General features: G+C 60.0%; 26 protein-coding genes. 21 read left to right on the forward strand and 5 right to left on the reverse strand.

Annotation, left to right across the window (positions count from 1 at the left end; all coding sequences use genetic code 11):
- Positions 1-34: 34 nt before the first annotated feature.
- From FLM21_RS15845 to FLM21_RS15900, 12 genes are all read left to right on the forward strand, one after another.
- A complete protein-coding gene (locus tag FLM21_RS15845; RefSeq protein WP_148716498.1) occupies positions 35-886 on the forward strand; it encodes a DUF2460 domain-containing protein in 852 nt (283 codons plus the stop codon).
- Positions 886-1,725: a phage/gene transfer agent baseplate hub protein gene (locus FLM21_RS15850; protein WP_148716499.1), complete on the forward strand. Its 840-nt coding sequence runs from the start codon at positions 886-888 to the stop codon at positions 1,723-1,725. The genes FLM21_RS15845 and FLM21_RS15850 overlap by 1 nt, the downstream gene beginning before the upstream one ends.
- Complete coding sequence (locus tag FLM21_RS15855; protein WP_148716500.1) at positions 1,722-2,156, forward strand: C40 family peptidase; 435 nt, start codon at positions 1,722-1,724, stop codon at positions 2,154-2,156. Before FLM21_RS15850 ends, FLM21_RS15855 begins: the two co-directional genes overlap by 4 nt.
- A 3-nt stretch (positions 2,157-2,159) precedes the next feature.
- Positions 2,160-3,923, forward strand: a complete 1,764-nt coding sequence (locus tag FLM21_RS15860) for a hypothetical protein (protein ID WP_148716501.1) — start codon at positions 2,160-2,162, stop codon at positions 3,921-3,923.
- Positions 3,920-5,299, forward strand: coding sequence for a phage tail protein (locus FLM21_RS15865; protein ID WP_148716502.1), 1,380 nt, complete (start codon positions 3,920-3,922; stop codon positions 5,297-5,299). The genes FLM21_RS15860 and FLM21_RS15865 overlap by 4 nt, the downstream gene beginning before the upstream one ends.
- A gap of 3 nt (positions 5,300-5,302) precedes the next feature.
- The gene (locus FLM21_RS15870; protein WP_148716503.1) at positions 5,303-6,424 is read left to right on the forward strand and encodes a hypothetical protein; all 1,122 of its coding nucleotides are present in this window, start codon (positions 5,303-5,305) and stop codon (positions 6,422-6,424) included.
- Between the two features lie 5 nt (positions 6,425-6,429).
- Positions 6,430-6,948, forward strand: a complete 519-nt coding sequence (locus FLM21_RS15875; RefSeq protein ID WP_246120904.1) for an XkdW family protein — start codon at positions 6,430-6,432, stop codon at positions 6,946-6,948.
- Between the two features lie 90 nt (positions 6,949-7,038).
- Positions 7,039-7,563 (forward strand): coiled-coil domain-containing protein, encoded by a 525-nt coding sequence (locus FLM21_RS15880; protein ID WP_148716505.1) that lies wholly within the window; start codon positions 7,039-7,041, stop codon positions 7,561-7,563.
- Positions 7,560-8,036 (forward strand): glycoside hydrolase family 108 protein, encoded by a 477-nt coding sequence (locus FLM21_RS15885; protein ID WP_148716506.1) that lies wholly within the window; start codon positions 7,560-7,562, stop codon positions 8,034-8,036. Before FLM21_RS15880 ends, FLM21_RS15885 begins: the two co-directional genes overlap by 4 nt.
- Before the next feature lie 3 nt (positions 8,037-8,039).
- Positions 8,040-8,447: a holin family protein gene (locus tag FLM21_RS15890; RefSeq protein WP_148716507.1), complete on the forward strand. Its 408-nt coding sequence runs from the start codon at positions 8,040-8,042 to the stop codon at positions 8,445-8,447.
- Between the two features lie 31 nt (positions 8,448-8,478).
- On the forward strand, positions 8,479-8,802 hold the full coding sequence (locus tag FLM21_RS15895; protein WP_148716508.1) for a hypothetical protein: 324 nt from the start codon (positions 8,479-8,481) through the stop codon (positions 8,800-8,802).
- 1 nt (position 8,803) lies between these two features.
- The gene (locus FLM21_RS15900; RefSeq protein ID WP_148716509.1) at positions 8,804-10,351 is read left to right on the forward strand and encodes an SGNH/GDSL hydrolase family protein; all 1,548 of its coding nucleotides are present in this window, start codon (positions 8,804-8,806) and stop codon (positions 10,349-10,351) included.
- A 223-nt stretch (positions 10,352-10,574) separates the two neighbouring features.
- Here the strand turns inward: FLM21_RS15900 and FLM21_RS15905 are convergent, their stop codons facing one another.
- From FLM21_RS15905 to FLM21_RS15920, 4 genes are all read right to left on the reverse strand, one after another.
- Positions 10,575-11,108, reverse strand: coding sequence for a hypothetical protein (locus FLM21_RS15905; protein ID WP_148716510.1), 534 nt, complete (start codon positions 11,106-11,108; stop codon positions 10,575-10,577).
- 379 nt (positions 11,109-11,487) lie between these two features.
- On the reverse strand, positions 11,488-11,868 hold the full coding sequence (locus FLM21_RS15910; RefSeq protein ID WP_148716511.1) for a hypothetical protein: 381 nt from the start codon (positions 11,866-11,868) through the stop codon (positions 11,488-11,490).
- Positions 11,868-12,179: a hypothetical protein gene (locus FLM21_RS15915; protein WP_148716512.1), complete on the reverse strand. Its 312-nt coding sequence runs from the start codon at positions 12,177-12,179 to the stop codon at positions 11,868-11,870. Before FLM21_RS15915 ends, FLM21_RS15910 begins: the two co-directional genes overlap by 1 nt.
- Positions 12,180-12,360: 181 nt before the next feature.
- Positions 12,361-13,050 carry an SOS response-associated peptidase gene (locus FLM21_RS15920; protein ID WP_148716513.1) on the reverse strand — a complete coding sequence of 230 codons (690 nt, stop codon included), beginning with the start codon at positions 13,048-13,050 and terminating at the stop codon, positions 12,361-12,363.
- Positions 13,051-13,165: 115 nt separating this feature from the next.
- On the opposite strand from FLM21_RS15920, the gene FLM21_RS15925 reads away from it, so the two are divergent.
- Entirely contained in the window at positions 13,166-13,834 is a 669-nt protein-coding gene (locus FLM21_RS15925; protein WP_222846714.1) for an SOS response-associated peptidase family protein, read from the forward strand.
- On the forward strand, positions 13,831-14,292 hold the full coding sequence (locus FLM21_RS15930; protein ID WP_148716515.1) for a hypothetical protein: 462 nt from the start codon (positions 13,831-13,833) through the stop codon (positions 14,290-14,292). The genes FLM21_RS15925 and FLM21_RS15930 overlap by 4 nt, the downstream gene beginning before the upstream one ends.
- A 316-nt stretch (positions 14,293-14,608) precedes the next feature.
- Here FLM21_RS15930 and FLM21_RS15935 read toward each other — a convergent pair whose 3' ends face one another.
- Complete coding sequence (locus FLM21_RS15935; RefSeq protein ID WP_187359934.1) at positions 14,609-15,052, reverse strand: hypothetical protein; 444 nt, start codon at positions 15,050-15,052, stop codon at positions 14,609-14,611.
- 557 nt (positions 15,053-15,609) lie between these two features.
- Here FLM21_RS15935 and FLM21_RS15940 point away from each other — a divergent pair.
- The 7 genes from FLM21_RS15940 to FLM21_RS15970 all read left to right on the forward strand — a co-directional run bounded on the left by FLM21_RS15940 (position 15,610) and on the right by FLM21_RS15970 (position 20,035).
- A complete protein-coding gene (locus FLM21_RS15940; RefSeq protein ID WP_148716517.1) occupies positions 15,610-16,698 on the forward strand; it encodes a protein rep in 1,089 nt (362 codons plus the stop codon).
- The gene (locus tag FLM21_RS15945; protein ID WP_148716518.1) at positions 16,695-17,045 is read left to right on the forward strand and encodes a hypothetical protein; all 351 of its coding nucleotides are present in this window, start codon (positions 16,695-16,697) and stop codon (positions 17,043-17,045) included. The genes FLM21_RS15940 and FLM21_RS15945 overlap by 4 nt, the downstream gene beginning before the upstream one ends.
- A 56-nt stretch (positions 17,046-17,101) precedes the next feature.
- A complete protein-coding gene (locus FLM21_RS15950; RefSeq protein WP_148716519.1) occupies positions 17,102-17,332 on the forward strand; it encodes a hypothetical protein in 231 nt (76 codons plus the stop codon).
- Positions 17,333-17,560 (forward strand): major capsid protein, encoded by a 228-nt coding sequence (locus tag FLM21_RS15955; protein ID WP_148716520.1) that lies wholly within the window; start codon positions 17,333-17,335, stop codon positions 17,558-17,560. It begins immediately after the preceding gene.
- A gap of 343 nt (positions 17,561-17,903) precedes the next feature.
- Entirely contained in the window at positions 17,904-18,764 is an 861-nt protein-coding gene (locus FLM21_RS15960; RefSeq protein WP_148716521.1) for a hypothetical protein, read from the forward strand.
- A 7-nt stretch (positions 18,765-18,771) separates the two neighbouring features.
- Positions 18,772-19,089: a DUF2523 family protein gene (locus FLM21_RS15965; RefSeq protein ID WP_148716522.1), complete on the forward strand. Its 318-nt coding sequence runs from the start codon at positions 18,772-18,774 to the stop codon at positions 19,087-19,089.
- A 1-nt stretch (position 19,090) separates the two neighbouring features.
- Positions 19,091-20,035, forward strand: coding sequence for a zonular occludens toxin domain-containing protein (locus tag FLM21_RS15970; RefSeq protein WP_148716523.1), 945 nt, complete (start codon positions 19,091-19,093; stop codon positions 20,033-20,035).
- Positions 20,036-20,050: the final 15 nt, after the last annotated feature.

The raw sequence follows: 20,050 nt of genomic DNA on the forward strand, positions 1-20,050 counted from the left end.
CGCTCGGCGGGGTTCTTCATTTCTGGAGCACGCGATGGCGTTCGCTGAGGAACGGCTGCCCGATTACGTCAACTACGGCTTCACCGGGGGCTCTACGTTCAAAACCGACATTGTCAGCGTGAACAGCGGTGCCGAACAGCGCAAAGGCGTATGGGCAAATGGCCGGGGCGAGTGGGACATTGACTACGTACAGGGCAAAGCAGCTTTCTACGGGCTGCGAGACTTTTTCAAGGCGCGCGGTGGCCGGCTGGAAGGCTTCCGGTTCAAAGACTGGATGGATTGGCAAGACGACGGGAACGGTGTCCTTCTATCGCCAGCGTTAGCTCTTGGGCCAGACGGTGGGAAAACCGCCCAACTTGGCAAGCGGTACGCGAGCACAGCCGGCAGCGCCGAGCTCTATCCCATCCGAAAACCAGTCAATGGGACGCTTCAGCTGAAAAAGGCCGGAGTGACGCAAGGGGGATGGACGGCAGACTACGCCACCGGGTTAGTCACCTTCGCGCCGCTGACCACGTTAGGTATTGCCAGCATTACCAAGGGTGCCGTAACCACGATCCAGACCCCGACCCCGCATGGATACACCACCGGCAAAGTGATCAGCTTTGCAGGATTCACGCTGCAGATGGCGGGGCTTTTGAACGACAAGCCGTGGGCGATCACCGTCACTGGCGCAAGCACCTTCACGATTCCAGCTGATTCAACTGGGCTAACTGGCACCTTCGGCACTGTGGTGACGTACCCCATCGCGGATGAAAACTGGTCGTGGACTGGCGATTTCGACAAGCCAGTGCGTTTCGACACCGACCACTTCAGCGGCACATTCACGGATGCGGGCATCTACAGCATCAATTCGCTGCCGATTATCGAGATCAAGGATTTCACCTGATGCGCACCGATTTCCCGGCGAGGCTGCAGCTAGAGCTGAACAGCCCGACGAAGTGCATCGCCTATTTTTGGATCGTCACCCGCCGCGACGGCACGGTCTACGGCTTCACGGATCACGATCGGGATGTGACGGTGCTCGATGTGCTGTGCCGCGCCGGCACGGGTGCCACCCCAAGCAGCATCCAGAGCCGTACTGGCCTGGCCGTCGACAACCTGGAAGTACAGACGCTGATCGATGGCGAGGTGTTCCTCGATGCCGAATTGATCAATGGCCTGTGGGATTTCGCTGCGGTGCAGTGCGGGGTGTTCGTCTGGACAAGCCCGAGTAACTCTGCAGCAGTGCTCAAGGCTGGCACGCTGGGCGAAGTGCGGCTAGATGGCGGGATGTTTACCGCGGAGCTGCGCGGGCTGATGCAGGTGTTGCAGCAGCAGGCGGGGCGCCGCTTGGGCCCGGATTGCGACGTCGAGTTGGGCAGCCCGTGGTGCGGGGTCGATCTGGCGCCGTACACGTTCACTGGCGTGATCACGTCTGTATCGAGCGATCGCAAGACGTTCGTGCTGCCGCAAGCACAGGCCGATGGCTACTTCGATTACGGCATGTTCGAGCTGCTCAGTGGTCCGGCATCCGGGTTCCGCGGCAGTGTGTTTTCTTGGGTTGGTGGCGTGCTGGTGCTGACGCTGGCCCTGTCGGTGCAGCCGCTAGCCGGCGACAGCTATCGCATCACGCGCGGCTGCGATGGCCGCGCCGCAACCTGCCGCGATGTGTTTGCCAACAAGATCAACTTCCAGGGCTTCGAGGATGTGCCGGGGGTCGACCAGATCACCAGGGGGGCGCTGTGACAACGCGCGCCGATTTCCTGGCCGAACTGCTGACTTGGGAAGGGATGCCTTTCCACCACCAGGGCCGCGTGCGCGCCGGCGTGGATTGCCTCGGGCTGGTGGTCGCTGTGTGTACTGCGACAGGCGTGTCCGCCGAGGACGTGGCGAACTATCGCCGGATGGAACAAGGCAACGCGCTGGCCAGTGAGCTACTGCGCCAGACCATGGGCCAGATCGATCTGGCGCAGGCACGGCCCGGCGACTTGCTGCATTACCGCTGGCCCGGTGAGCGTACGCCAGAGCGCACGCAGCACGTGGCGTTGCTGCTCGGCCCCGATCTGATGATGCACGCCGATGGCCGCCCGCACGTGCTGCGGGTGACCAAGGCGCGAATCGATTTCCATCCTGATGCGCGCCTGCAGGGCGTGTACCGCATGCCATTGGAGGACTAGCCCATGAGTAGCCCGACCGGTCTGCGCATCGTTGGCTATGTAGGGGCTGCGGTTGCTACCTATTTCGGCCAGGCCTGGGCGGCGCCGCTGATCCTGGGGGCGACCAATGCAGCGGCGGCCAGCCGCGAGGTGTATCGATCGGAAGGGCCTCGCCTCGGTGACTTGCGGGTGCAGGGGGCCGACTACGGTGCAGAGCTATCTAGGCTCTACGGTACGGTGCGCATATCTGGTCACGTTGCCTGGAATCCAGACATGATCGAGATCGCCAACACTGAAACCAGTGGTGGCAAAGGCGGTCCGAAGTACCAGAACACCAGCTATAGCGCCTATGCCAATTTCGCAGTGATGTTGTGCGATTGTCGCGGCACCGGGCCGATTGCTGGCGTGAGCCGCATTTGGGCCAACGGCAAGCTGATCTACGACAGATCAGGCAGCGCCTCTGCCGAAGCAGTGGCCGCATCGTCTGGGCTGAAGATCCGCATCTACACGGGCGGCGCGGCGCAAATGCCGGACCCGCTCATCGAAAGTTACAAGGGTGTTGGCAATGTATGCGCTTACCGTGGTACTGCCTATGTCGTGTTTGAGGAGTTTGCGGTTGGCGACTACGGCAACATGGTCCCGAACCTGACGTTTGAGGTTGTGGCCAGTGGCACTGCAGAGGCGCTCCGCGTCTTCCCGGTCAAAAAGTCTGGATTAGGCTTGGAGTTCGCCGCATCTGATATCAGTTGGACTGGTTCAACGGTTTTCGTCGGATACGATCCCGCAGATACCAGGCCAGCGTTCAGCAACTGGTTGGCAATGATCAAGCAGGAATTCTCGCTGAATGGAACTCCGCTCCGCCGGAAAACATACGCAATCAGGCCGCCTGCCAACCATAACGTCTTCACTCCGTTCCTTTGGCATCACCAATACGTCGGTAGCATTGGTCTCTATAACATCAGCGTGTACGGCTCATCCCAATGGCCTGGAGGCCCAACCGCTGCTCAACTGCGGGTTTTTGCTGGCGCCGTGTTTGCAAGCCGCGAATTCGTGGGTGGCATTGTTGATAGCAAGTTGGTCTACCAAAACAACTTTGATATCGACTCCGGGGATAACCTCCGATGGGTGCCGGGGGTGGCCATTGACCCGCAAGGCTATCTTTGGATCGGATACAAGAGTGGCGCTGACTGGCGCACTAAGATCTTTGATGCGCAGTTGGTTGAGGTGGACGATTTCGGCGCCGAGCGCGGTGGTGACGTTTTGGCGGATGCCAAGAATGGCGGCACCAATGGCGGTGTGGGAGGCTCCAACCGGGCGCTCAGTTTCGAACCGGGTGGAAATTTTGCATGGCTCGTATCGGGCACCTTGGTCAATGTCTACCGGCGTAACGGATTTTCCTTGGCGTTGGTCGCCAGCATTGCTCATGACCTCGGCGTTAATGCCAAAGGCATCGTGGCCTTTTCTGGCGGGTGCATGCTGTTCTCGGTCGATAGCCTGCAAGTTGTCACTCGCGGCGCAGTGATGGGCTCTCCAGTGGATCTGGATGACGTGGTGCAGTCGGAGGCACTGCTCGCTGGCATCGGCCCTGCCTCGCTGGATCTGACTGCGCTCTCTGGGCAGACGGTGCTGGGTTATCAGGCAACTGGCACTTCCCGGCAGGGCCTTGAGCCGCTGGAGTCGATGTACTTGTTCGATTTCGTCGAATCGGGCAACAAAATCAAAGCTGTGCTTCGTGGGGGTGATCCGGTGGTGACCATCCAAGAAGATGATCTGGTTATGACGCAATGAGCATCCAAGGATTGCAACTGACACGCGCCGATGAAACCACGGTGCCGTGCCGCATCATCGTGCGTTATCAGGACGTAGCACGGGATTATCAAATTGGCGTGCAGGCATCGCGGCCACTCTCTGGCATCGGGTCTCAGCAAGTGGTAACGCTCGACCTGCCGATGGTGCTGTCAGGTGATGAGGCCAAGCAGCTTGCGGAAATCCGGCTCAGGAACGCGCACACCGAGCGAAACGGCGGCACCTTTGCGGTGCCGTTGTCGTTTGTGGCGCTTGAACCAGCGGATGTGGTGATGCTGCAAGGGCGCGATGGCAGCCAGCTCAAGATGCGTATCACCCAAGCTACCTTTGACGGCGCGAAGGTGGATATTGCGGCCGTGCTGGAGGACAGTATCTACACCAGCAGTGCCATGGGTGATTCTGGGGTATTCCCCGATCAGGAAGTGGGGTTCGCTGGCCCAACTGATTTCCTGTTGCTGGATATTGCGCCGCTGCGTGATGCAGATGGTGCAGAGCCAACGCTCTATGTCGCCGCTGCAGGTGTGCTAGATGCCTGGCGTGGGGCGATGCTGTACCGCTCTGCCGATAGCTCGTCCTGGTCGCTCGTGCAGGGAATTACTGTGGCGGCCTGCTACGGCACCACACAAACAGTGCTGGGCAGTTGGACGGTGGGGCAGATCGATATCACCAACACCGTGCGGGTCCGCGTAAATGGTGAGCTGGAAAGTTTCCCAATGGACCAGCTGTTGGCGCGCCGGGATGTTGGCGCCTACCTGGTAGGTGATGAGATCATTCAGGCGGCAAATGCCACTCTGATTAGCGATGGCGTGTATGACCTATCGCACTTGATCCGCGGGCAGCAAGGGACAGGCAACACCGTCGGCACTCATCAAGCTGGTGAGCGCGTTGTATTGCTGGATACACGGCTGAGCCAGTCTACGATCCCTTTGGCGGCCTTGGGGCAATCGCTGCACTTCAGAGCGGATAGCATCACGGCAGATGTGGGATCGGGTGATGTGGAGATCATAGCACCAGTGGATGCCACGATCCGCCCGCTAGCGCCCGCACACCTCTATGCCCCGTCCAATGGCAATGACTACGCCGTCCGCTGGACGCGCTGCGCTCGCATCAACAACACCTGGCGTAATGGCGGTGATGTGCCGCTTGATGAGACGACCGAGGTGTATCGCGTGCGTGTGCTGGTGGGCGGGTCCGAGAAGCGCAGTACCACCGTCACTAGTGCCACGATTTGGACCTATACCGCTGCCATGCAAGCGACCGATGCAGTTTCCCCGGGCGTGGTCTTCACCATCGAGGTTTGCCAGGTTTCCGACGAGTCGGTGATCGGTAAGCCCGCAACCATCACCCTCACGAGGTAAGTCATGGCGGACAGCACGTCTCTCCTGCCGCAAATGAATGCCACGCAGGCGAACAAGGAAGGCTTGTTCAACATGCTCGTGGCCGCCATGAGCCCGGCCGCGCTATACGGTGTCGACAGCCAGAATTCAACCTGGCCGAACCTCGCGTACTTCGGGGGGCGGCTTGAGGATGGCACGGCCATCGCCAATGGCACCGTTACGCTCACGACCAGCGCCACCAACTATGTGGTGGCCCATCGCACCACGGGCGCCGTCACCGCCTCGACCAGCAATACCAACTGGAACAACACAGCCACCTACCGCCGGCTGTATCGCTTCACAACCGGGTCTGGTGCATTCGGCACCTGGGATGACTTGCGCTATTTCGGCGGCAGTAGCGGTGGCGGTGCGGCCTATGACATGTTCTCGTCACTGGTCAACGTGGAGGTGTCGATTACTGGCGCGACTGCCCTCAATTCCAGTGCCTTCAACAAGCTGCACGTCTGTTCTGGCACTTCCGCAGACTATCCGGTCACGTTGCCGTCGGTGTCGGGCAATGCGGGCAAGATGATCGGCCTGCGCATGGCGCCAGGGCTGACGAAGCTGGTCACCGTGACGGCCGCCTCGGGCGAGTTTATCGACGGTTCGGCCACGCGGATCATGTGGGCAAACGAGGTCGCCATTCTTTACTGCGACGGCGTGACCTGGACCAAGGTCGCCGGCAAATCCATTGCCGCCCAAATCAAGATGACGCGCACCAGCACGCAGAGCATCCCCAATGCCACCGTGACCACTGTTGATCTGGATGCCACCGCCTTTGCAGACGGCATGGACAGTGGTGCGGCCGATCTCACCAACAACCGGGCGTATATCCGAAGGCCTGGGACCTATGCGATACAAGCCCAGGTGGTTTACGCGTTTGGTGTTGTGTCCGGTGCGCAGTGCAGGCTGGATTTGAACGGTTCCAACTATGGGGCATACACGTTCCCGGACGGGACGAACACCATGACACGGCCATGCATTTACACCGCAATCGACAAGTTTGCAGCAGGGGATTACTTGTCCGTTTCCGCGTTCGTGTCGACTGGTGGCCCGGCCAATATCGCGTCCAACATTTTGGTCCTGCGTGAGCAGATTTCCTGGTGAGCGCCATGCAAAAAAACATCGCTGACTCGATCCTCGGCCTCTATCCCGATGCCATACCGCTGATCGATTTCATCGTGGTATCGGACAAGGACGGCGAGCGCATCGCTGAATGGAATTTGCCGGGCGAACCGCCGGACGCGGCTGCGCTCCAGACTGGGCGGATGCTTGGGCTGCGGCAACGCCTGCGCGCGCGCATCAACGCTTGGCGTGACGAGCAGGAGGCCGCGGCCATCACGTTTGAGCACGCTGGTCACACCTGGGATGGTGGGCTGCGGGTGCGCCGTCGCATGCAGCCGGTGCTCACGTTGACCGAGCTGCCTTCCGGGTTTTTTTGGACCGACGCCAATAATGAGGACGTGCCGATGGACCTTTCCGGTCTGGCCGCACTTCACCTGGCGCATGAGCAGGCGCTGGTTGCCCAAGGTTGGGCCATCCACACCCGGCAGCGTGCGATGAAGGAAGAGATTGAAACGCTGGATGAGGCCGCATTGCAGGACTACGAGGTGGGCTGGCCACCAGCCTGACCCATGCAGTGATCGCAACCCCGCTGACCGCGGGGTTTTTTATTGCCGTGAAGGGATGGAGAACGAGATGGGGCACCCATGGAGCAGGCCATGAGCTTCGATTGGCCGAACGCAGAAGCATTCAAGGGGTTTGGCGCGGGGCTCACCGCAATGGCGGGGGTGGCATACCTCTGGTATCGCCGCGTCGCTGGCGACCGTCGCTCAGACGCGGTCGAAAGCAAAGTGGACGCCCGATACAACGACCTCTTGGCCAGCGTGAAGTCGGCATACGAGGCCATGCTTGAACAATCGCGCCAGCAGACCATTGCTGCTGAGACACGGCTGCAGGAATCGCTCAGCCGGCATGCAGAGCACGTCGACCAAAGCACCAAGACCATCGAGCAGCTGGCGCGTGAGCGCAACGCCGCGGTACAGGAAATGGGGGCCCTACGTTCGGAGGTTGTCCACCTCAAGGAAACTGTCCAGAAGCTGGAGAGGGAAGTCCACGAGATGGAGCTTAGCAATGAAGCGCTCATGGGCAAACTCGAAGCGGCCACACAGATGATCCAAGACCTAGTGAGAACGCAAACGACGTTGCTCCAGAAAATCCCCCAAGTTGAAGAGGTGGCGCTATGAATTTCGACCAAGCCTTTGCAAAGCTGCTCGGTCATGAGGGTGGTTTTTCCGATCATGCTGATGATCCGGGCGGAGCTACTCGCTATGGCGTAACAGAAGCGGTTGCGCGAGCCAATGGGTACCGCGGCGATATGCGCTTTTTCCCTCTCGATCAGGCAAAGACGATTTATCGCTCACAGTATTGGGATGCAGTGAAAGCAGACCAACTGCCGGATCTGATCCGATACGCCGTATTTGACGGGGCTGTGAATAGCGGGCCACACCAATCAATCAAATGGCTGCAGCGTGCCTTGGGAGTAGCCGATGACGGCAAGCTGGGCCCGATTTCGCTCAGTGCGGTTTCCAAGGCAGACCAGCCCGTGCTTTTGAGCCGACTTTTAGCAGCCCGATTGCGGTTCATGACGGGCTTAACCAATTGGCCGTCCTTCAGCCGTGGCTGGGCAAGACGTATTGCAGACCTGATGGAGGGATGAGCAATGTGGGGCGCACTTATTCCGTTCATTGGGACGGTAATCGACAAGCTGTTTCCAGATGCTCAGCAGGCAGCCGAGGGGAAACTGAAGCTTCTTGAGATGGCCCAGGCTGGGGAACTCAAGGTGCTTGATGCCGAGCTGCAAATCGCAATGGGTCAAGCGAAGGTCAACGAAGTCGAGGCCGCGAGCAACGACAGGTTTCGCGGTGGCTGGCGCCCTATGGCAGGTTGGGTCTGCTCGGTGGCACTGCTTTACACCTTCCTGCTCCAGCCGCTATTGGCTTGGGCGGCAGCGATCCAAGGGTGGCCCGTACCTCCGAAAATCGACATGGATACGCTGATGGGCCTGCTGACGGGGATGCTTGGCCTGGGCGGTTTCCGCACGTACGAGCGAATCAAAGGCAAGGCGTAAATCAACTAGCAGAATTGAAAGGGGCAGAAAAATGGGAATGGAACTGTGGAGCGGCGGCGTTGCAGCCGATAAGGGCGCTTGGCAAGAGCGCGAAGGGAAAAACTCTGGCGTAACCGAGGTGCAATTATCCGTCTTGGGAAGCGGCTCCGTATCTGTCACTGGCTACGTTTATGGCAGCAATGATGGCGTGGGCGAAATCCTTCTGGGGGACCTCACTGTAACCGGCACTGCAAGTCCAACTGTTCCATTGTCGGTGTCGGATACCATCACCAGGCCTTATCGATACCTCCGCTTTGATTTGTCGCCCGTCACTGGCTCGGTGTCGCGGGTGACTGTCACGCAAGCGGGGGTGTGACATGTTCAATCAAAATGCGAAGCGCCCTGCAGCGGCGAGCAGCGTGCTGACAGGCAGCTATACCCTCGCGGGATCTTCAATCAGCGCATACGCCTATACCCAGTCTGGGGTTTCGTGGACCATTGTCAACAATGGGGATGGCACAGCTACAGCATCATTCGCCAATATCGCGCAGACGTACCGAACAGGTATGCAGATCCGTATCGGTGGCTATCCGACGCCTGTATTCAACCAATTCTGCTCAACGATTGTTGACCATGACCGTACGGCGACAATGGGGTGGATCAAATTCACCATCACAGGGCCGTACTCGCTTCGCCAGGCAACACAAGAAGCGACGATCTTGATTGATGGCCTGAATACGCAGCCGGATAACTCGCGCAACCCGAATACGTGGGCACGTCTGCTCTACCCATCCAATATGCGATGCATCGGCAACTATGCAATTGCTGGAGGTGATACGCAGGACAACCTGAATGTATTTGACGCGACTCATGCCATAGCACGGCCTAATTTCGTGATCTTCGACGTCAACACCAACGACATCTATTCCCGCGGCTGGTCGGCCTCGGAAACCATTGCTAAGAACCAGCAGTTGATTGATCGCATCATTGGCATTGGCGCCAAGCCATGGGCAATGACCATGAGCCCACGGACGGCCGGGGTGACGACAGCGTTTCTTGATGCTCATTTGGCGGTGAACGACTGGTATCTAACCGAAGCCACCCGCCAAGGAGTAATCGTCACTAATGTGGCAGACACAAAGGCAAATGGCCTGACGTTCGCCGACCCAGCAAGTGCGAATTACAATCCAAGCACGGGCATGCTGGCTGACGGCGTGCATTACGACCGTGCTGGTGGATATGCGGTTGGCTTTGAGCGTGCGCGTGTTGCGCCTTCGGTGGCTGTTTCTCAACCGGTCAAAACCATTTCCTCAGTAGCTGAGGCAGCACGGCCGAATGTGCGGTACGACAATGCTGCTCTATCGACCACGCCCGGGGTTGCTCCAGGAACTGGCGTAACTGGGACTCTGCCAAACAACTCGACGTGTACGCGTGCTGGCGCAGCGACAATCGGATTCTCGACGATTGCCCGAACCGTCGCCGCTGATGGTGATGCATACGGGGTGTGGGGACGGTACGCCGTTACAAGTACCGCTGCCAATGATGGTGTAACGATAACGTTCACCAATACCAATGCCGCATCGTTTGCAAACGATATTGCGGTTCGTGGGGCCCTCTTGCTCAGGGTATCGGCGAACACGATTGTCAGGTCACTGAAGGCTCGATTGGTGGCTCGCTATACCCGCCCGGAAGACAGCATTTTCTGGACGCTATCCAGTTGGGCTATGCAGGGAGATGGCGCAACTGGGGCGACGCTTAACGAGGCGCTGAATTTCGCTTTGCCCATGGAGAGACTGAAGCTTGCTTTGGCAGCGAATAATTCTGGCCCATTGGACCGCGTCTATTTGGAAGTGTTCATGATTGCCGCTGGAGCTGGCACTGTGAACATCGACATTGCCCACCCGTCAATTTGGTCACGCGATTAATTCAACGTTCGCCACCCGGCAGCGCTATGTCGAGCTGTACGCCAAACGGGCTGCCGTCAACGGGCGAAACGGCATCGGCTATGGGGATTACGTGCAGCCGATGTAGCAGGCGATCGCAGCAATTTGATGATCTGGGTTCGTAGTAGTGCCGGTCGCTAATAGCCAGTGCTTGCTATAACTTCCGCGCGCGGCGAGCGCCCGCATTCTTTCCGCCCACAACTGGTCAATCGGCGGACCTGCTTAATCGCTCCAGCAGTTGTTTGGCCGAGGACCAGGCCTGCTTGCCGTGGTGGTATTTGCGGCGCGCCTTGGGCAGGCCCAGTTGGCCAGTTCTGTTGGTTACAACGGAAATGCTGCGACCTAGCACTGTTGCAATGACAGCGGCTGGAATTACACAATGCTCCAAACGCAGGAACAGCTCTTCTTCAACCGTCCAACGCTTTCGAAGCGTAGCTCCTCGTCGTTCAACGTTAGTTTTTGCCCAGCCCTTGTACCGAGCGGTACCGCGTATGGCGTGAATGCTCCTACCTGTTGCTTTGGCAAGCAGCGCGGCGGCACCCTGTTCGCGATAGTACCGACGGACCAATCTATCCTCTGCGGCTGACCAAAACGTTGTTGGGCTTTCGGAAGGGATGATACCGAGCTGTCTCGCGCTAGACTTGATCCGCCATGCTAGGGACTTCGGCGCCTTGGCCGCCGTTAGCAGCGCGTGCCGCGTATTCGGGTGGGCGGCTTTCCCGCGCTTCTTTTCAGCCATCTTGGCGCGGCTTTCTGGGCTGCTGGCCCGTTCTCGCCCAAGGGCAGCTGCGTCCGGTGGTACGCCTGTTTCGGTCTGCAGTCGGTGTCGTGTTCCCTCAGTGATACGTGGCGCGCCCAGCACCTGGCGCCACTGCCACACTTTGGTGGTGCTGACTCCCCACCAATAGCTGATGGCAGCGGATGATTCGTGCTTCACGGCGCGAGCCAATTCCTCCGTGAGTATCAGTGATGGACGCCCGTTCTTTTTGCGACGTGGCCAGGGAATTGGCGTATCGGTCCAGCCGCCCACCTGTAGGAGCCCGTCCACCTCATCGTTTAGCCAATCGCCAACTGTGCATTCGGGTGGGGAGTAGGGCCCAAAAAGCAGCGGAGGGACGTCAGGATGCATTGGCTGCCAGCTCTAGCGCGATGCGGATACCTTCACTGGCATTGCCTGCGCCAAGCGCCTGGGCGCGCTCCCAACTCGTGTCATCGATGTAGACGTTCCTGCGGCGGCCGTCTTCCATCTTTGTGGGCGCTCCAGCGTTGTTGCTGATACCGAGTGCAGCTTTGACCTTGCGTTGGTCTAGCGCACTCAGCGCGCCGTCACGCTCTAACCAGTAATACCCTGTTCTCGTGTTCAGGACGAGCATGCCTGTTCGATCGCCGACGGTTACTCGTTTACCGGCGCATTTAAACCCTGGCATCACCTTGAAGGTGTCGTTTGCGGTGGTTTCCAGATCGTCGAAGATGATCCGGTTGCGGTTTTCGTGGGTCATTACCAAACACTCTCACCGGTTTCAACATCGTAATAGTCGCCATCAATCCAGGTGGCTTCCAAGAAGGCTTCCAACTGCCCGGCTTCGATCAGCGCAACGGTATCGTTGCTGGTCCTGGTGGCTTCAACAAAAACTGCTTCTGCACCAGCTTCCTTTGCTGCAGACAGACTGTGATGGCCGTCCAGCACCACGCGGAGCGTCTTGCCGTCGAACTCAAAAACGGGCGAAACAACAACCTCGAAATCGGCCGCAGCGATCTTCTCTGCCACTATGTCTTCGTTCAAGTAGTGCTGACTGCTGACGGTGATCATTTTTCTGTCCTACCCCTGATTGCCGCGAGGTGCCGGTTGGTCGTTGCGACCTGTTGAAGTAATTATATACACACATCATTCCGTGTCAAACTAATTGTGTGTGTATGTTATTCGTTCTTCGGAATGCATGGGCTGAGCGGCGCCGTCGGCGAGTGATTCGAAGTTTTAGAAGTGCTAGTGCCTACCCATCAGTGGTTATTGGGTCCATCAGCTCGCGTCCCTGGTTCTTCACGCTGCCCACGGCTGGGGAAACTTTCCACCATTCGAAGTCATCGGACGGCCTGGCCAGCTGCAGTAGCAGGTGTGCAGCGAATTCGGTATCGACGTCTGGGTCGACCCAAGCCAAAGCATCCTCGGTGCGCAGCACGATGGGCCGGCGGTCGTGCACATCGATCATGCCACCCACGGCATCGGCCGTAATGATGGCCATGCCGCTTTCAGGCCCGTTGCTCGCATCGCCAGATTGGAACAGGGTGATCGTCGCTAACCATAGCGGTGCACGATCTTTGCCCGCAATCAGGTATGGCTGCTTCTTGCCATCTACAGCAGGCCACTCGTACCAGCCATCTACCGGCATGATGCCCCGCTGCCGCTTCACCCACGGCACCTTGTAGTAGCCGCTGCCGGCGACCACCTTCTCGACGCGCGCATTCGGATACGCCCGCCCCTTCCCAGCAGCCCAGGCGGGTTGATAGTTCCAGTGCACCATATCTGCCGAGGGCGTCCCTCCCATCCGATGCAACATCAGCTGTGGCGTGCCTGGTGGCACGTTGTAGCGCGGCGGATCGTCCAGCTTCGGCAGCACGGAGCCCCAGCCGAAAGCCTCGATTAGCTCCCATCCAGTTCGCCACTTCGCCGTCCTTCCGCACATACCGCCCTCCTAGCCCCACCCCAGCCTAGACCATCCAATCGTCGCTTTCATTTGGCCTTAATTGAACGATCGTTCTATATTTCCAGCCCCATCAATGATTCGTAGGAACGCCGTCGTGCAGCGTTTTGCACAGTTCAGCTCGCATGATTTATACCGCGTGGCCGCGGGCTGGCTCCGCGACCATCGTGCAGATAGGCGGGTGGCCAACTACAACGTGAGCCCCGGCATGGATGTGCTCGTGATGCACCAACTACAGGGCTACAACATGCGCGAGGTCGCGCGGGCAACGTGGGGATACCGGCCGGGCTGGGCCTCGCGGAAGGGCCTGCCCGCAGTGCCAACGGCGTCGAGCACACAAGGGCCAAAGGAACCCTACTTCAAGAGGCTATGGGAAATGCGGCGCCGCTGTGTGGTGCCGATGGACGGGTGGTTTGAGTGGGCCGAAATCGACGGTGAGCGTAGGACGTTCTTCGTTCAGCGCAAGGGTGGCAGGCCAGTCTTTGCGGCAGGCCTATGCAACGTTGACCCAGCTGACCCTTGGCGCGATACCGGCGTGGTGATCCTCACGCATCCGACACTGCCGGGCCTGGTAGATCCGACCGAACCACGGCCGCTGCTGCTGTCACGCGAAGCAATCCAGCGCTGGATCGCACAAGAGGGCACCGCAACCGATGCCCTTTACCACCTCATGCACGAGCCACCTTCGGACTTGGAGTTCATCAGGCTTCGAGCCAGCCTGAGCAACCTGCAGGCTAATAGCGACGCGCTTCTAGAGCCAGCATGAACGGTTCGGAAAGGTGCCATTCTGAACCCTGGCTAGTGGTGACGATTGACGGGCGGACGTGGAAGGATGGCGAGGCAAACCTAATCCAATTGCCGCGCAACCAGGGCGCCTGCACCATGTTCTGGCCAGCAACAAGCTGGGGAGCAAGCAAGTTGACCGCCAATGCTCCAGAGCGCGCATGGCTCGACGGTGACGCGCTTCGGGCCGGAGAGTACATGCGGCTTGAGCCTCATGGCCAAGCAATCCGCGCGGAGCTGATCGAGATCGAGCACGGTGGTGTGAGGCACAGTTACCGCATGGGCACTGGCCTGGCTATGGGCTGTCTGATGATGCGGTGCCTTAGCGAGGTGGCCTATCTGGTGCTGTACCAACGAGACGGCCTGTGGATGCCAAGAGAAGTGGAGCGGAAGCCTACGAATAGCTTGGGGCGCTACACAAGGGTGAAGCGCACGGAATAGTTGGCGCCGGCCACTACCCCGGTGCCTGGCCGCCATGGTCAGGCTAGTTTGACTCACCAACACGGCGGGGAACTGCCGCGAATTTTAAGCCGAAGCTGTCAACGTCGCCGCCGCGAACGTGCTTCGCAATTCCCCTGCGTGTTGGTTCTGGCCTGTGCCAGATTTGTGTCATAGCTCGTGCCATGACCAAGAATATTGTGCCATAAACTGCTATGTTGTGTGCTGGCGCAACAGAGCATTAGTGATTTAAAATCAACATGTTAAATCTTGGTCTTGGCGTTTTTGACCTGACTCGAAATCAGGCGTAGGTGCAAGCCTACCGAGGGTTCGAATCCCTCCCTCTCCGCCAGTTGTTAGGGTTGCCGCGGGATACCATCCACGCGGCAACCAATTCCCCCAGGTAGTCCCTCCCCTGTTCTGTGCGCTCCGCCTCAACCAGCGCAATTTTCATCACAAATTCAAGATCATAGCCAAGTGCCTGACCGACTTTGACGGTCGCGGCTGGCGTCATTCCGCCTCGCGCTTTCCACATTCCCACCGTGTTTTCGTGCACGCCGCACAGCGCAGCCATTTCTCGCTGGCTGTGATTACTTACGTATTCGTTAAACAAATCCATTGAGCTTTTCATAGCTTCCCCGTTTTTCGCCCGTTGACCCCACAAGTCGTTGGGGTGTTTCATCCGCCCAAAACCCCACCACTTGTTGGGTTCACAACTTGTGGTGTTGGGCGAACTGTAAACCAGCGACAACAGGGAAGCCACTATGCGGGACAGATCAAAGACAGGGGGGCGGATACCAAGTCGGGCGTTCACGCCCCCACCGCGCCCGCAGTACCGCTGCAAACGCTTCGCCATCTACAAGCGGCACGGCTTCTACCTGACCCTCGCCACCGGCCCGCTCTCTGCCGCTTCCGGCATCTGCCACCAGTACGAAATCCCGTGCATGGGGCGCCGATGATGGACTATTTGCCGCTCACCCTTGAGCCGCTGTGGGTCCTGTTCGGGCTGTTGTTGCTCGTGCACGGATTGATTCGCTTGATCCGGCTCGTCTCTACCCGTCGGGGCCAGCGATGAGCCGCCCCGTCTCCCTCTTCAACCTTGCCCTGCAACAACAACGTGACGCCGCCGCCGGCCGCTGCGCGGGCGCAGCCTGCGCAGCGGAGCCAGCGCAGCGGCCGGCGTTCGGCGCATCCGGGGCGGTGTTGGCTCTCCTTGGCAAGAATGGGAAATCCGCTGACACGGAACCGGGTAAAGCGGCGATCCGGGAGCGCGAGGGCAAATCGGGGAATCTGCTGTCTTCCCGGGGCCGTCGGTACCGGATGCAACGCACCGCCCAGCAACTGCTGCCGGACGAATCTGTCTCGGGCTGCCACCGCTTCATCAGCAACGCCAACTGGTCCGGCGAAGTCCTGGTGGTGCAACGCCCGGAAGGCGGCACCAGCTACCGGGGCGTGCAGACCTGCGGCAGCGTCTGGCATTGCCCGGTGTGCGCCAACAAGATTGCCGAGCAACGCCGCGCCGAGCTGTTCGCCGGCATGGCGACCCACCGCGCCCAGGGTGGTCGCTGCTACATGCTGACCCTGACCTTCCCCCACCGCATCGACCAGGATCTGGCCGAATGCCTGGAAGGCCTGCGCAAGGCGCTCAAGACCTTCAAGGCCTCACGCCAGTGGCGCACGGTCCGCGAGCGCATCGGCTTCAAGGGCACGGTCCGCGCGCTGGAAGTGACCCACGGCGAGAACGGCTGGCATCCGCACACCCATGAGCTGGTCTTTGCCAATGGCGACGAAGAATCGGTGCTGGCCGAGCTGGAGTCACTGCGCGACTACTGGGCCAAGGCGGTGCACAAGGCCGGCCTCGGCCAGATCAGCATTCACGGCTTTCAGGTCGGCGGTGCCGACAAGGCCGCGTCCTACGTCACCAAGTACGGCGACACCGATCCGGCCGACGACAGCCGCTGGGACGCCTCGCGCGAGATGACGCGCCAGCATTCCAAGCTCGGTCGCCGCAAGGGCCGCACCCCGTTCGCCCTGCTGCACGACGCCATGATCGGCGACGGCGAAGCCAAGTTGCTGTTCCAGGAATACGCCCGCGAGTTCAAGGGCGCGCGACAGCTCTATTACACCCCCGGCCTGCGTGCCTATCTCGGCCTCGATGACATCAGCGACGAGCAACTGGCCGCCGCCGACCAGGACGACGCACCGGGCGATGAGCCGCAGCGCGTGCTGTGGCACTGCACCCGTGACGAGTGGAAGTTGCTGCTGCTCACCAACATGCGCGGCGAGTTCCTCGACATCGCCGCCAAGCACGGCACCGACGGGTGCTTCCTGTTCCTCAAGGCGCTCCGCCTTCGGCAAGCGGGGCGTGACGTCACGCCGACCTTTATCAATCCGGAGATTCAACCATGAGCATGGATGCTGTTTACAGCGCCAAGGTCGTCGGCGTCACGTCGGCCAAGGGCAGCTTCAAAGACGATAGCGGCAAGGTGATCGAGTACGACAACACCAAGGTGTTTGTCGAGATCGCCCTGCGCGGTGAAACCGCCCGTGGCATTGCCACCGAGGCGTTCAAGATCGGTCCGTCGAATGCCTACCTGGCGCACCGCTTCGCTACGGTGAAGCTGCCCTTCGACGCCAAGCTGACCGTGCGCAAGACCACCAACGGCCGCGAGACGCGCGAGGAAGTCATCGCCTTCGAAGTCGTTGGCCAAGCCCCGGCCAACCCGCTCGGCCCTGAGTCCAAGGCCGCCGCCTGATGGCCACCTGCGCCCTGGTCAAACCTTGCGGTACCGGCCCTGCTTCCTGCGGGCCCATGGATGCGCCCGGTGCCGGCAACACGCTGGTGATCGAGAACGTCCCCATCGAGCAGTGCCAGGGCGTGGTGCTTGTTTCCCCCAGTGAATACAGCGGCATCCAGAACCTGCAATCGCTGTTCACCTGGGATTCCCAGTTGTTTGTTGTTGGGCTCGGTGGCGTGGTCATCACCTTCGTCACCGGGTTAATCGTCGGCTCAATCATGGGCCTCATTAGAAGGAGTAGGTAAATGCGTTTTATGAATGCTGTTCGCAAATATGGCCCGTGCGTTGCCCTGGTCGGTTTTGCTGCCCCGTACGTCTCGGCCGGCCCTGCGGCTGACCTGGTGGCCCAGGCCACCACCGACCTCGATGGCACCCAGGACGACATGCTCGACGTCGGCGTGATCCTGGTCGGTATCGCGGCCGTGGCGGCGTGCATCGGTTACATCATCAGCCTCGTGCGTCGCGGCAAGTAAGCCGTGCTGTCCCTGGTGATTGGCCTGGTCGTCGGCCTGGCCTTTGTCAGTGGCATACGCATCGGCGTGTTTCTCTAACCGGGGCCGAGTGCCCCGGTTTTTACTTGGTGATGCTATGAATCGCCTAATTCCCGTCTTATTACTCGCTTCCGCGCTGTTGGTACTCTCAAATTCCGCATTTGCTAAATGGAAAGCCGTTTCAAATGGCAATCAGTATTCATCCCCCGGCATTACCGCATACGGCAATTCGCCTGGTGAGGCATGCGATGCCTGGTATTCGGCGACGCCGGCCGGTTACAAAATCAATAGGACGAATATAGGCGACTGGAACAACGCCTATTGCATGACAGATTACTACACCGGCTCGACGTGGATCGGCGGCAGTCAGGTTGCCACGTTGACGCAAGAGGCCGACGTTACTCCCACCCCACCTAACACCTGCCCTGCTGCGGGCACCGCCTATACCGGCGCGACAGCCTATGTCGGACTGAAGAGGAACGCCTGCACCGGCACCGGCTGCGCTGTCGTGCTGTCGGACGTCCACAACTGCAGCGGCCCGGTCTGTGACGCGACCTTTACCAGCACTGGCCAGACCTGCACCGACCAGCCCCCGCCCCCGGCCTCCAACAACGACTGTCCCACCGGCACGTTGTATGCCGAGTTCAACGGTGAAGGCCGCTGCGTTGCGGTGAGTGATCCTGTTACCCCAGCGCCCACCACGCCCACGCCGGGCCCGTCGCCAACACCTGGTCCAACCCCACCGACCACGCCCGTCCCCGGTGATGGCGGTGGCACGGGTGGCGGCGGCGGTTCTGGTGGCGGCGGTGGCACCACGCCGGGTGATGGCGAGGGCGAAGGCGGGGAAGGCAGTGAGTACTGCAAGGACAACCCCGGTTCACTCATCTGCATCAAGGTCACCAAGCCTGGCCAGTCCGGTTCCTACGACCTGGACGCGGTGAAGCAGGAGCTTGCCGACGCTCAGTCTGAGTGGAACGACCTGATGGCCACGATTCAGGAAGAGCTGGCCGACCTGGTGGATTTCGATATCGGCGGCGGCAGCAGCATGGCCTGGTCCACCCGGATCTTTGGTAGCCGCGAAGTAGCAGTGCAGATGAGCGACTTCGACGAGATCTGGACCTACATCCCGATGCTGCTGATGTTCCTGGCCGCGCTGGCCTGCGCCTTCATTCTCTTTGACCTGTGAGACAACCATGATCGAATTCTTCAACGCGGTATGGCAGTTCATCACCGTCGGCATCTGGGACTGGGCCGAGCACAGCATCATCTGGGCCTTGGCTAAGCTCACGGTCTGGTGGTGGCAGACCAAGATCGAGTTCGCCGGCATGGTCTGGGACGTCTGCAAGGATGTGCTGGCCGACCTGAAGATCTCCGAGACCATCGAGCTGTACGCCGGCCGGCTCGACAGCAAGATCACGCGCGGCCTGATCGAGGCGCGGGTGCCCGACGCGGCCAACATGGTGCTCAACGCCGCCCTGACCAAGAAGATCCTCAACTTCGTCGGGTGGTGACATGTCGATCCTGATCTATCACGGCCCACCTGGCGCCTATAAGACCTCCAGCGCGGTACAGGACCAGGTGTTGCCGGCAGTGAAGCACGGCCGCAAGGTCGAAGTGCCGATCGGCGAATTCGATGCCGACGGCAAGCTCAAGACCCGGACGGTGAAGGTGCCCCGCATCATCGTCACCAATGTGCGCGGCCTAAGCCGCGATACCTGCATCCGCTACTACGGCTCGGACCTCAGTGCGGAATGGCTCGACGGTTTTGACCTGGTGCATGACTTCGGCGATCGCACCGAGACGGTCCACTACCCCGGCTTCGACGTCATCAACATCGACACCAGCCTGCAGGAAGGCCGCGACCGGATGGCGCGCTGGTTTCACTGGGTGCCGATCGGCGCCTTCCTGATCATCGACGAAGCCCAGAACGTCTGGCCCAGCCGCTGGACTGCCCGCGACCTGACCGCGCTCGACTACCCGGCCGACGGCGAGCTGCCGGGTGTCGATGCCGCCAAGCGCGACGGCCGCCCGGCCGACTTCGTCACCGCCTTCGACATGCACCGGCACTTCAACTGGGATCTGGTGCTGACCACGCCGAAGATCTCGAAGATCCGCGACGACATTCGTGGCGCCTCCGAAGGCGCCTACAGCCACCGCAACCTCGCCGTGCTCTCCGCCCTGTTCAAGGGCAATTACACCCAGGGATACCACGATGCCCAAGACGACGGCCGACCTGCCCAGCTGCAAACCATCCAGCGCAAGCGCATCAACCAGCGCGTGTTCAAGGTCTACCAATCCACCGCCACCGGCCTCGTCGCCGACACCAAGGCCGGCACCTCGATTTTTAAGGACCCTAAGGTCGTTGGCCTGCTTATATGTGTGGCCCTACCTGTCATTTATTTTGCGTTTGCCGGTGTCCTGACCTTCCCCCACCCAGCTATACCAAGAATTAGTTAGCATGACGGCCAAGGA

This window comes from Chitinolyticbacter meiyuanensis, from assembly GCF_008033135.1.
GTDB lineage: Bacteria > Pseudomonadota > Gammaproteobacteria > Burkholderiales > Chitinibacteraceae > Chitinolyticbacter > Chitinolyticbacter meiyuanensis.

Excerpts from the sequence above, each read along its gene's own strand:
- FLM21_RS15845 (WP_148716498.1), top strand. The coding sequence starts at position 35 with ATGGCGTTCGCTGAGGAACGGCTGCCCGATTACGTCAACTACGGCTTC.
- FLM21_RS15850 (WP_148716499.1), top strand. The coding sequence starts at position 886 with ATGCGCACCGATTTCCCGGCGAGGCTGCAGCTAGAGCTGAACAGCCCG.
- FLM21_RS15860 (WP_148716501.1), top strand. The coding sequence starts at position 2,160 with ATGAGTAGCCCGACCGGTCTGCGCATCGTTGGCTATGTAGGGGCTGCG.
- FLM21_RS15865 (WP_148716502.1), top strand. The coding sequence starts at position 3,920 with ATGAGCATCCAAGGATTGCAACTGACACGCGCCGATGAAACCACGGTG.
- FLM21_RS15870 (WP_148716503.1), top strand. The coding sequence starts at position 5,303 with ATGGCGGACAGCACGTCTCTCCTGCCGCAAATGAATGCCACGCAGGCG.
- FLM21_RS15875 (WP_246120904.1), top strand. The coding sequence starts at position 6,430 with ATGCAAAAAAACATCGCTGACTCGATCCTCGGCCTCTATCCCGATGCC.
- FLM21_RS15880 (WP_148716505.1), top strand. The coding sequence starts at position 7,039 with ATGAGCTTCGATTGGCCGAACGCAGAAGCATTCAAGGGGTTTGGCGCG.
- FLM21_RS15885 (WP_148716506.1), top strand. The coding sequence starts at position 7,560 with ATGAATTTCGACCAAGCCTTTGCAAAGCTGCTCGGTCATGAGGGTGGT.
- FLM21_RS15890 (WP_148716507.1), top strand. The coding sequence starts at position 8,040 with ATGTGGGGCGCACTTATTCCGTTCATTGGGACGGTAATCGACAAGCTG.
- FLM21_RS15895 (WP_148716508.1), top strand. The coding sequence starts at position 8,479 with ATGGGAATGGAACTGTGGAGCGGCGGCGTTGCAGCCGATAAGGGCGCT.
- FLM21_RS15900 (WP_148716509.1), top strand. The coding sequence starts at position 8,804 with ATGTTCAATCAAAATGCGAAGCGCCCTGCAGCGGCGAGCAGCGTGCTG.
- FLM21_RS15905 (WP_148716510.1), bottom strand. The coding sequence starts at position 11,108 with ATGGCTGAAAAGAAGCGCGGGAAAGCCGCCCACCCGAATACGCGGCAC.
- FLM21_RS15910 (WP_148716511.1), bottom strand. The coding sequence starts at position 11,868 with ATGACCCACGAAAACCGCAACCGGATCATCTTCGACGATCTGGAAACC.
- FLM21_RS15915 (WP_148716512.1), bottom strand. The coding sequence starts at position 12,179 with ATGATCACCGTCAGCAGTCAGCACTACTTGAACGAAGACATAGTGGCA.
- FLM21_RS15920 (WP_148716513.1), bottom strand. The coding sequence starts at position 13,050 with ATGTGCGGAAGGACGGCGAAGTGGCGAACTGGATGGGAGCTAATCGAG.
- FLM21_RS15930 (WP_148716515.1), top strand. The coding sequence starts at position 13,831 with ATGAACGGTTCGGAAAGGTGCCATTCTGAACCCTGGCTAGTGGTGACG.
- FLM21_RS15940 (WP_148716517.1), top strand. The coding sequence starts at position 15,610 with ATGCAACGCACCGCCCAGCAACTGCTGCCGGACGAATCTGTCTCGGGC.
- FLM21_RS15945 (WP_148716518.1), top strand. The coding sequence starts at position 16,695 with ATGAGCATGGATGCTGTTTACAGCGCCAAGGTCGTCGGCGTCACGTCG.
- FLM21_RS15950 (WP_148716519.1), top strand. The coding sequence starts at position 17,102 with ATGGATGCGCCCGGTGCCGGCAACACGCTGGTGATCGAGAACGTCCCC.
- FLM21_RS15955 (WP_148716520.1), top strand. The coding sequence starts at position 17,333 with ATGCGTTTTATGAATGCTGTTCGCAAATATGGCCCGTGCGTTGCCCTG.
- FLM21_RS15960 (WP_148716521.1), top strand. The coding sequence starts at position 17,904 with ATGACAGATTACTACACCGGCTCGACGTGGATCGGCGGCAGTCAGGTT.
- FLM21_RS15965 (WP_148716522.1), top strand. The coding sequence starts at position 18,772 with ATGATCGAATTCTTCAACGCGGTATGGCAGTTCATCACCGTCGGCATC.
- FLM21_RS15970 (WP_148716523.1), top strand. The coding sequence starts at position 19,091 with ATGTCGATCCTGATCTATCACGGCCCACCTGGCGCCTATAAGACCTCC.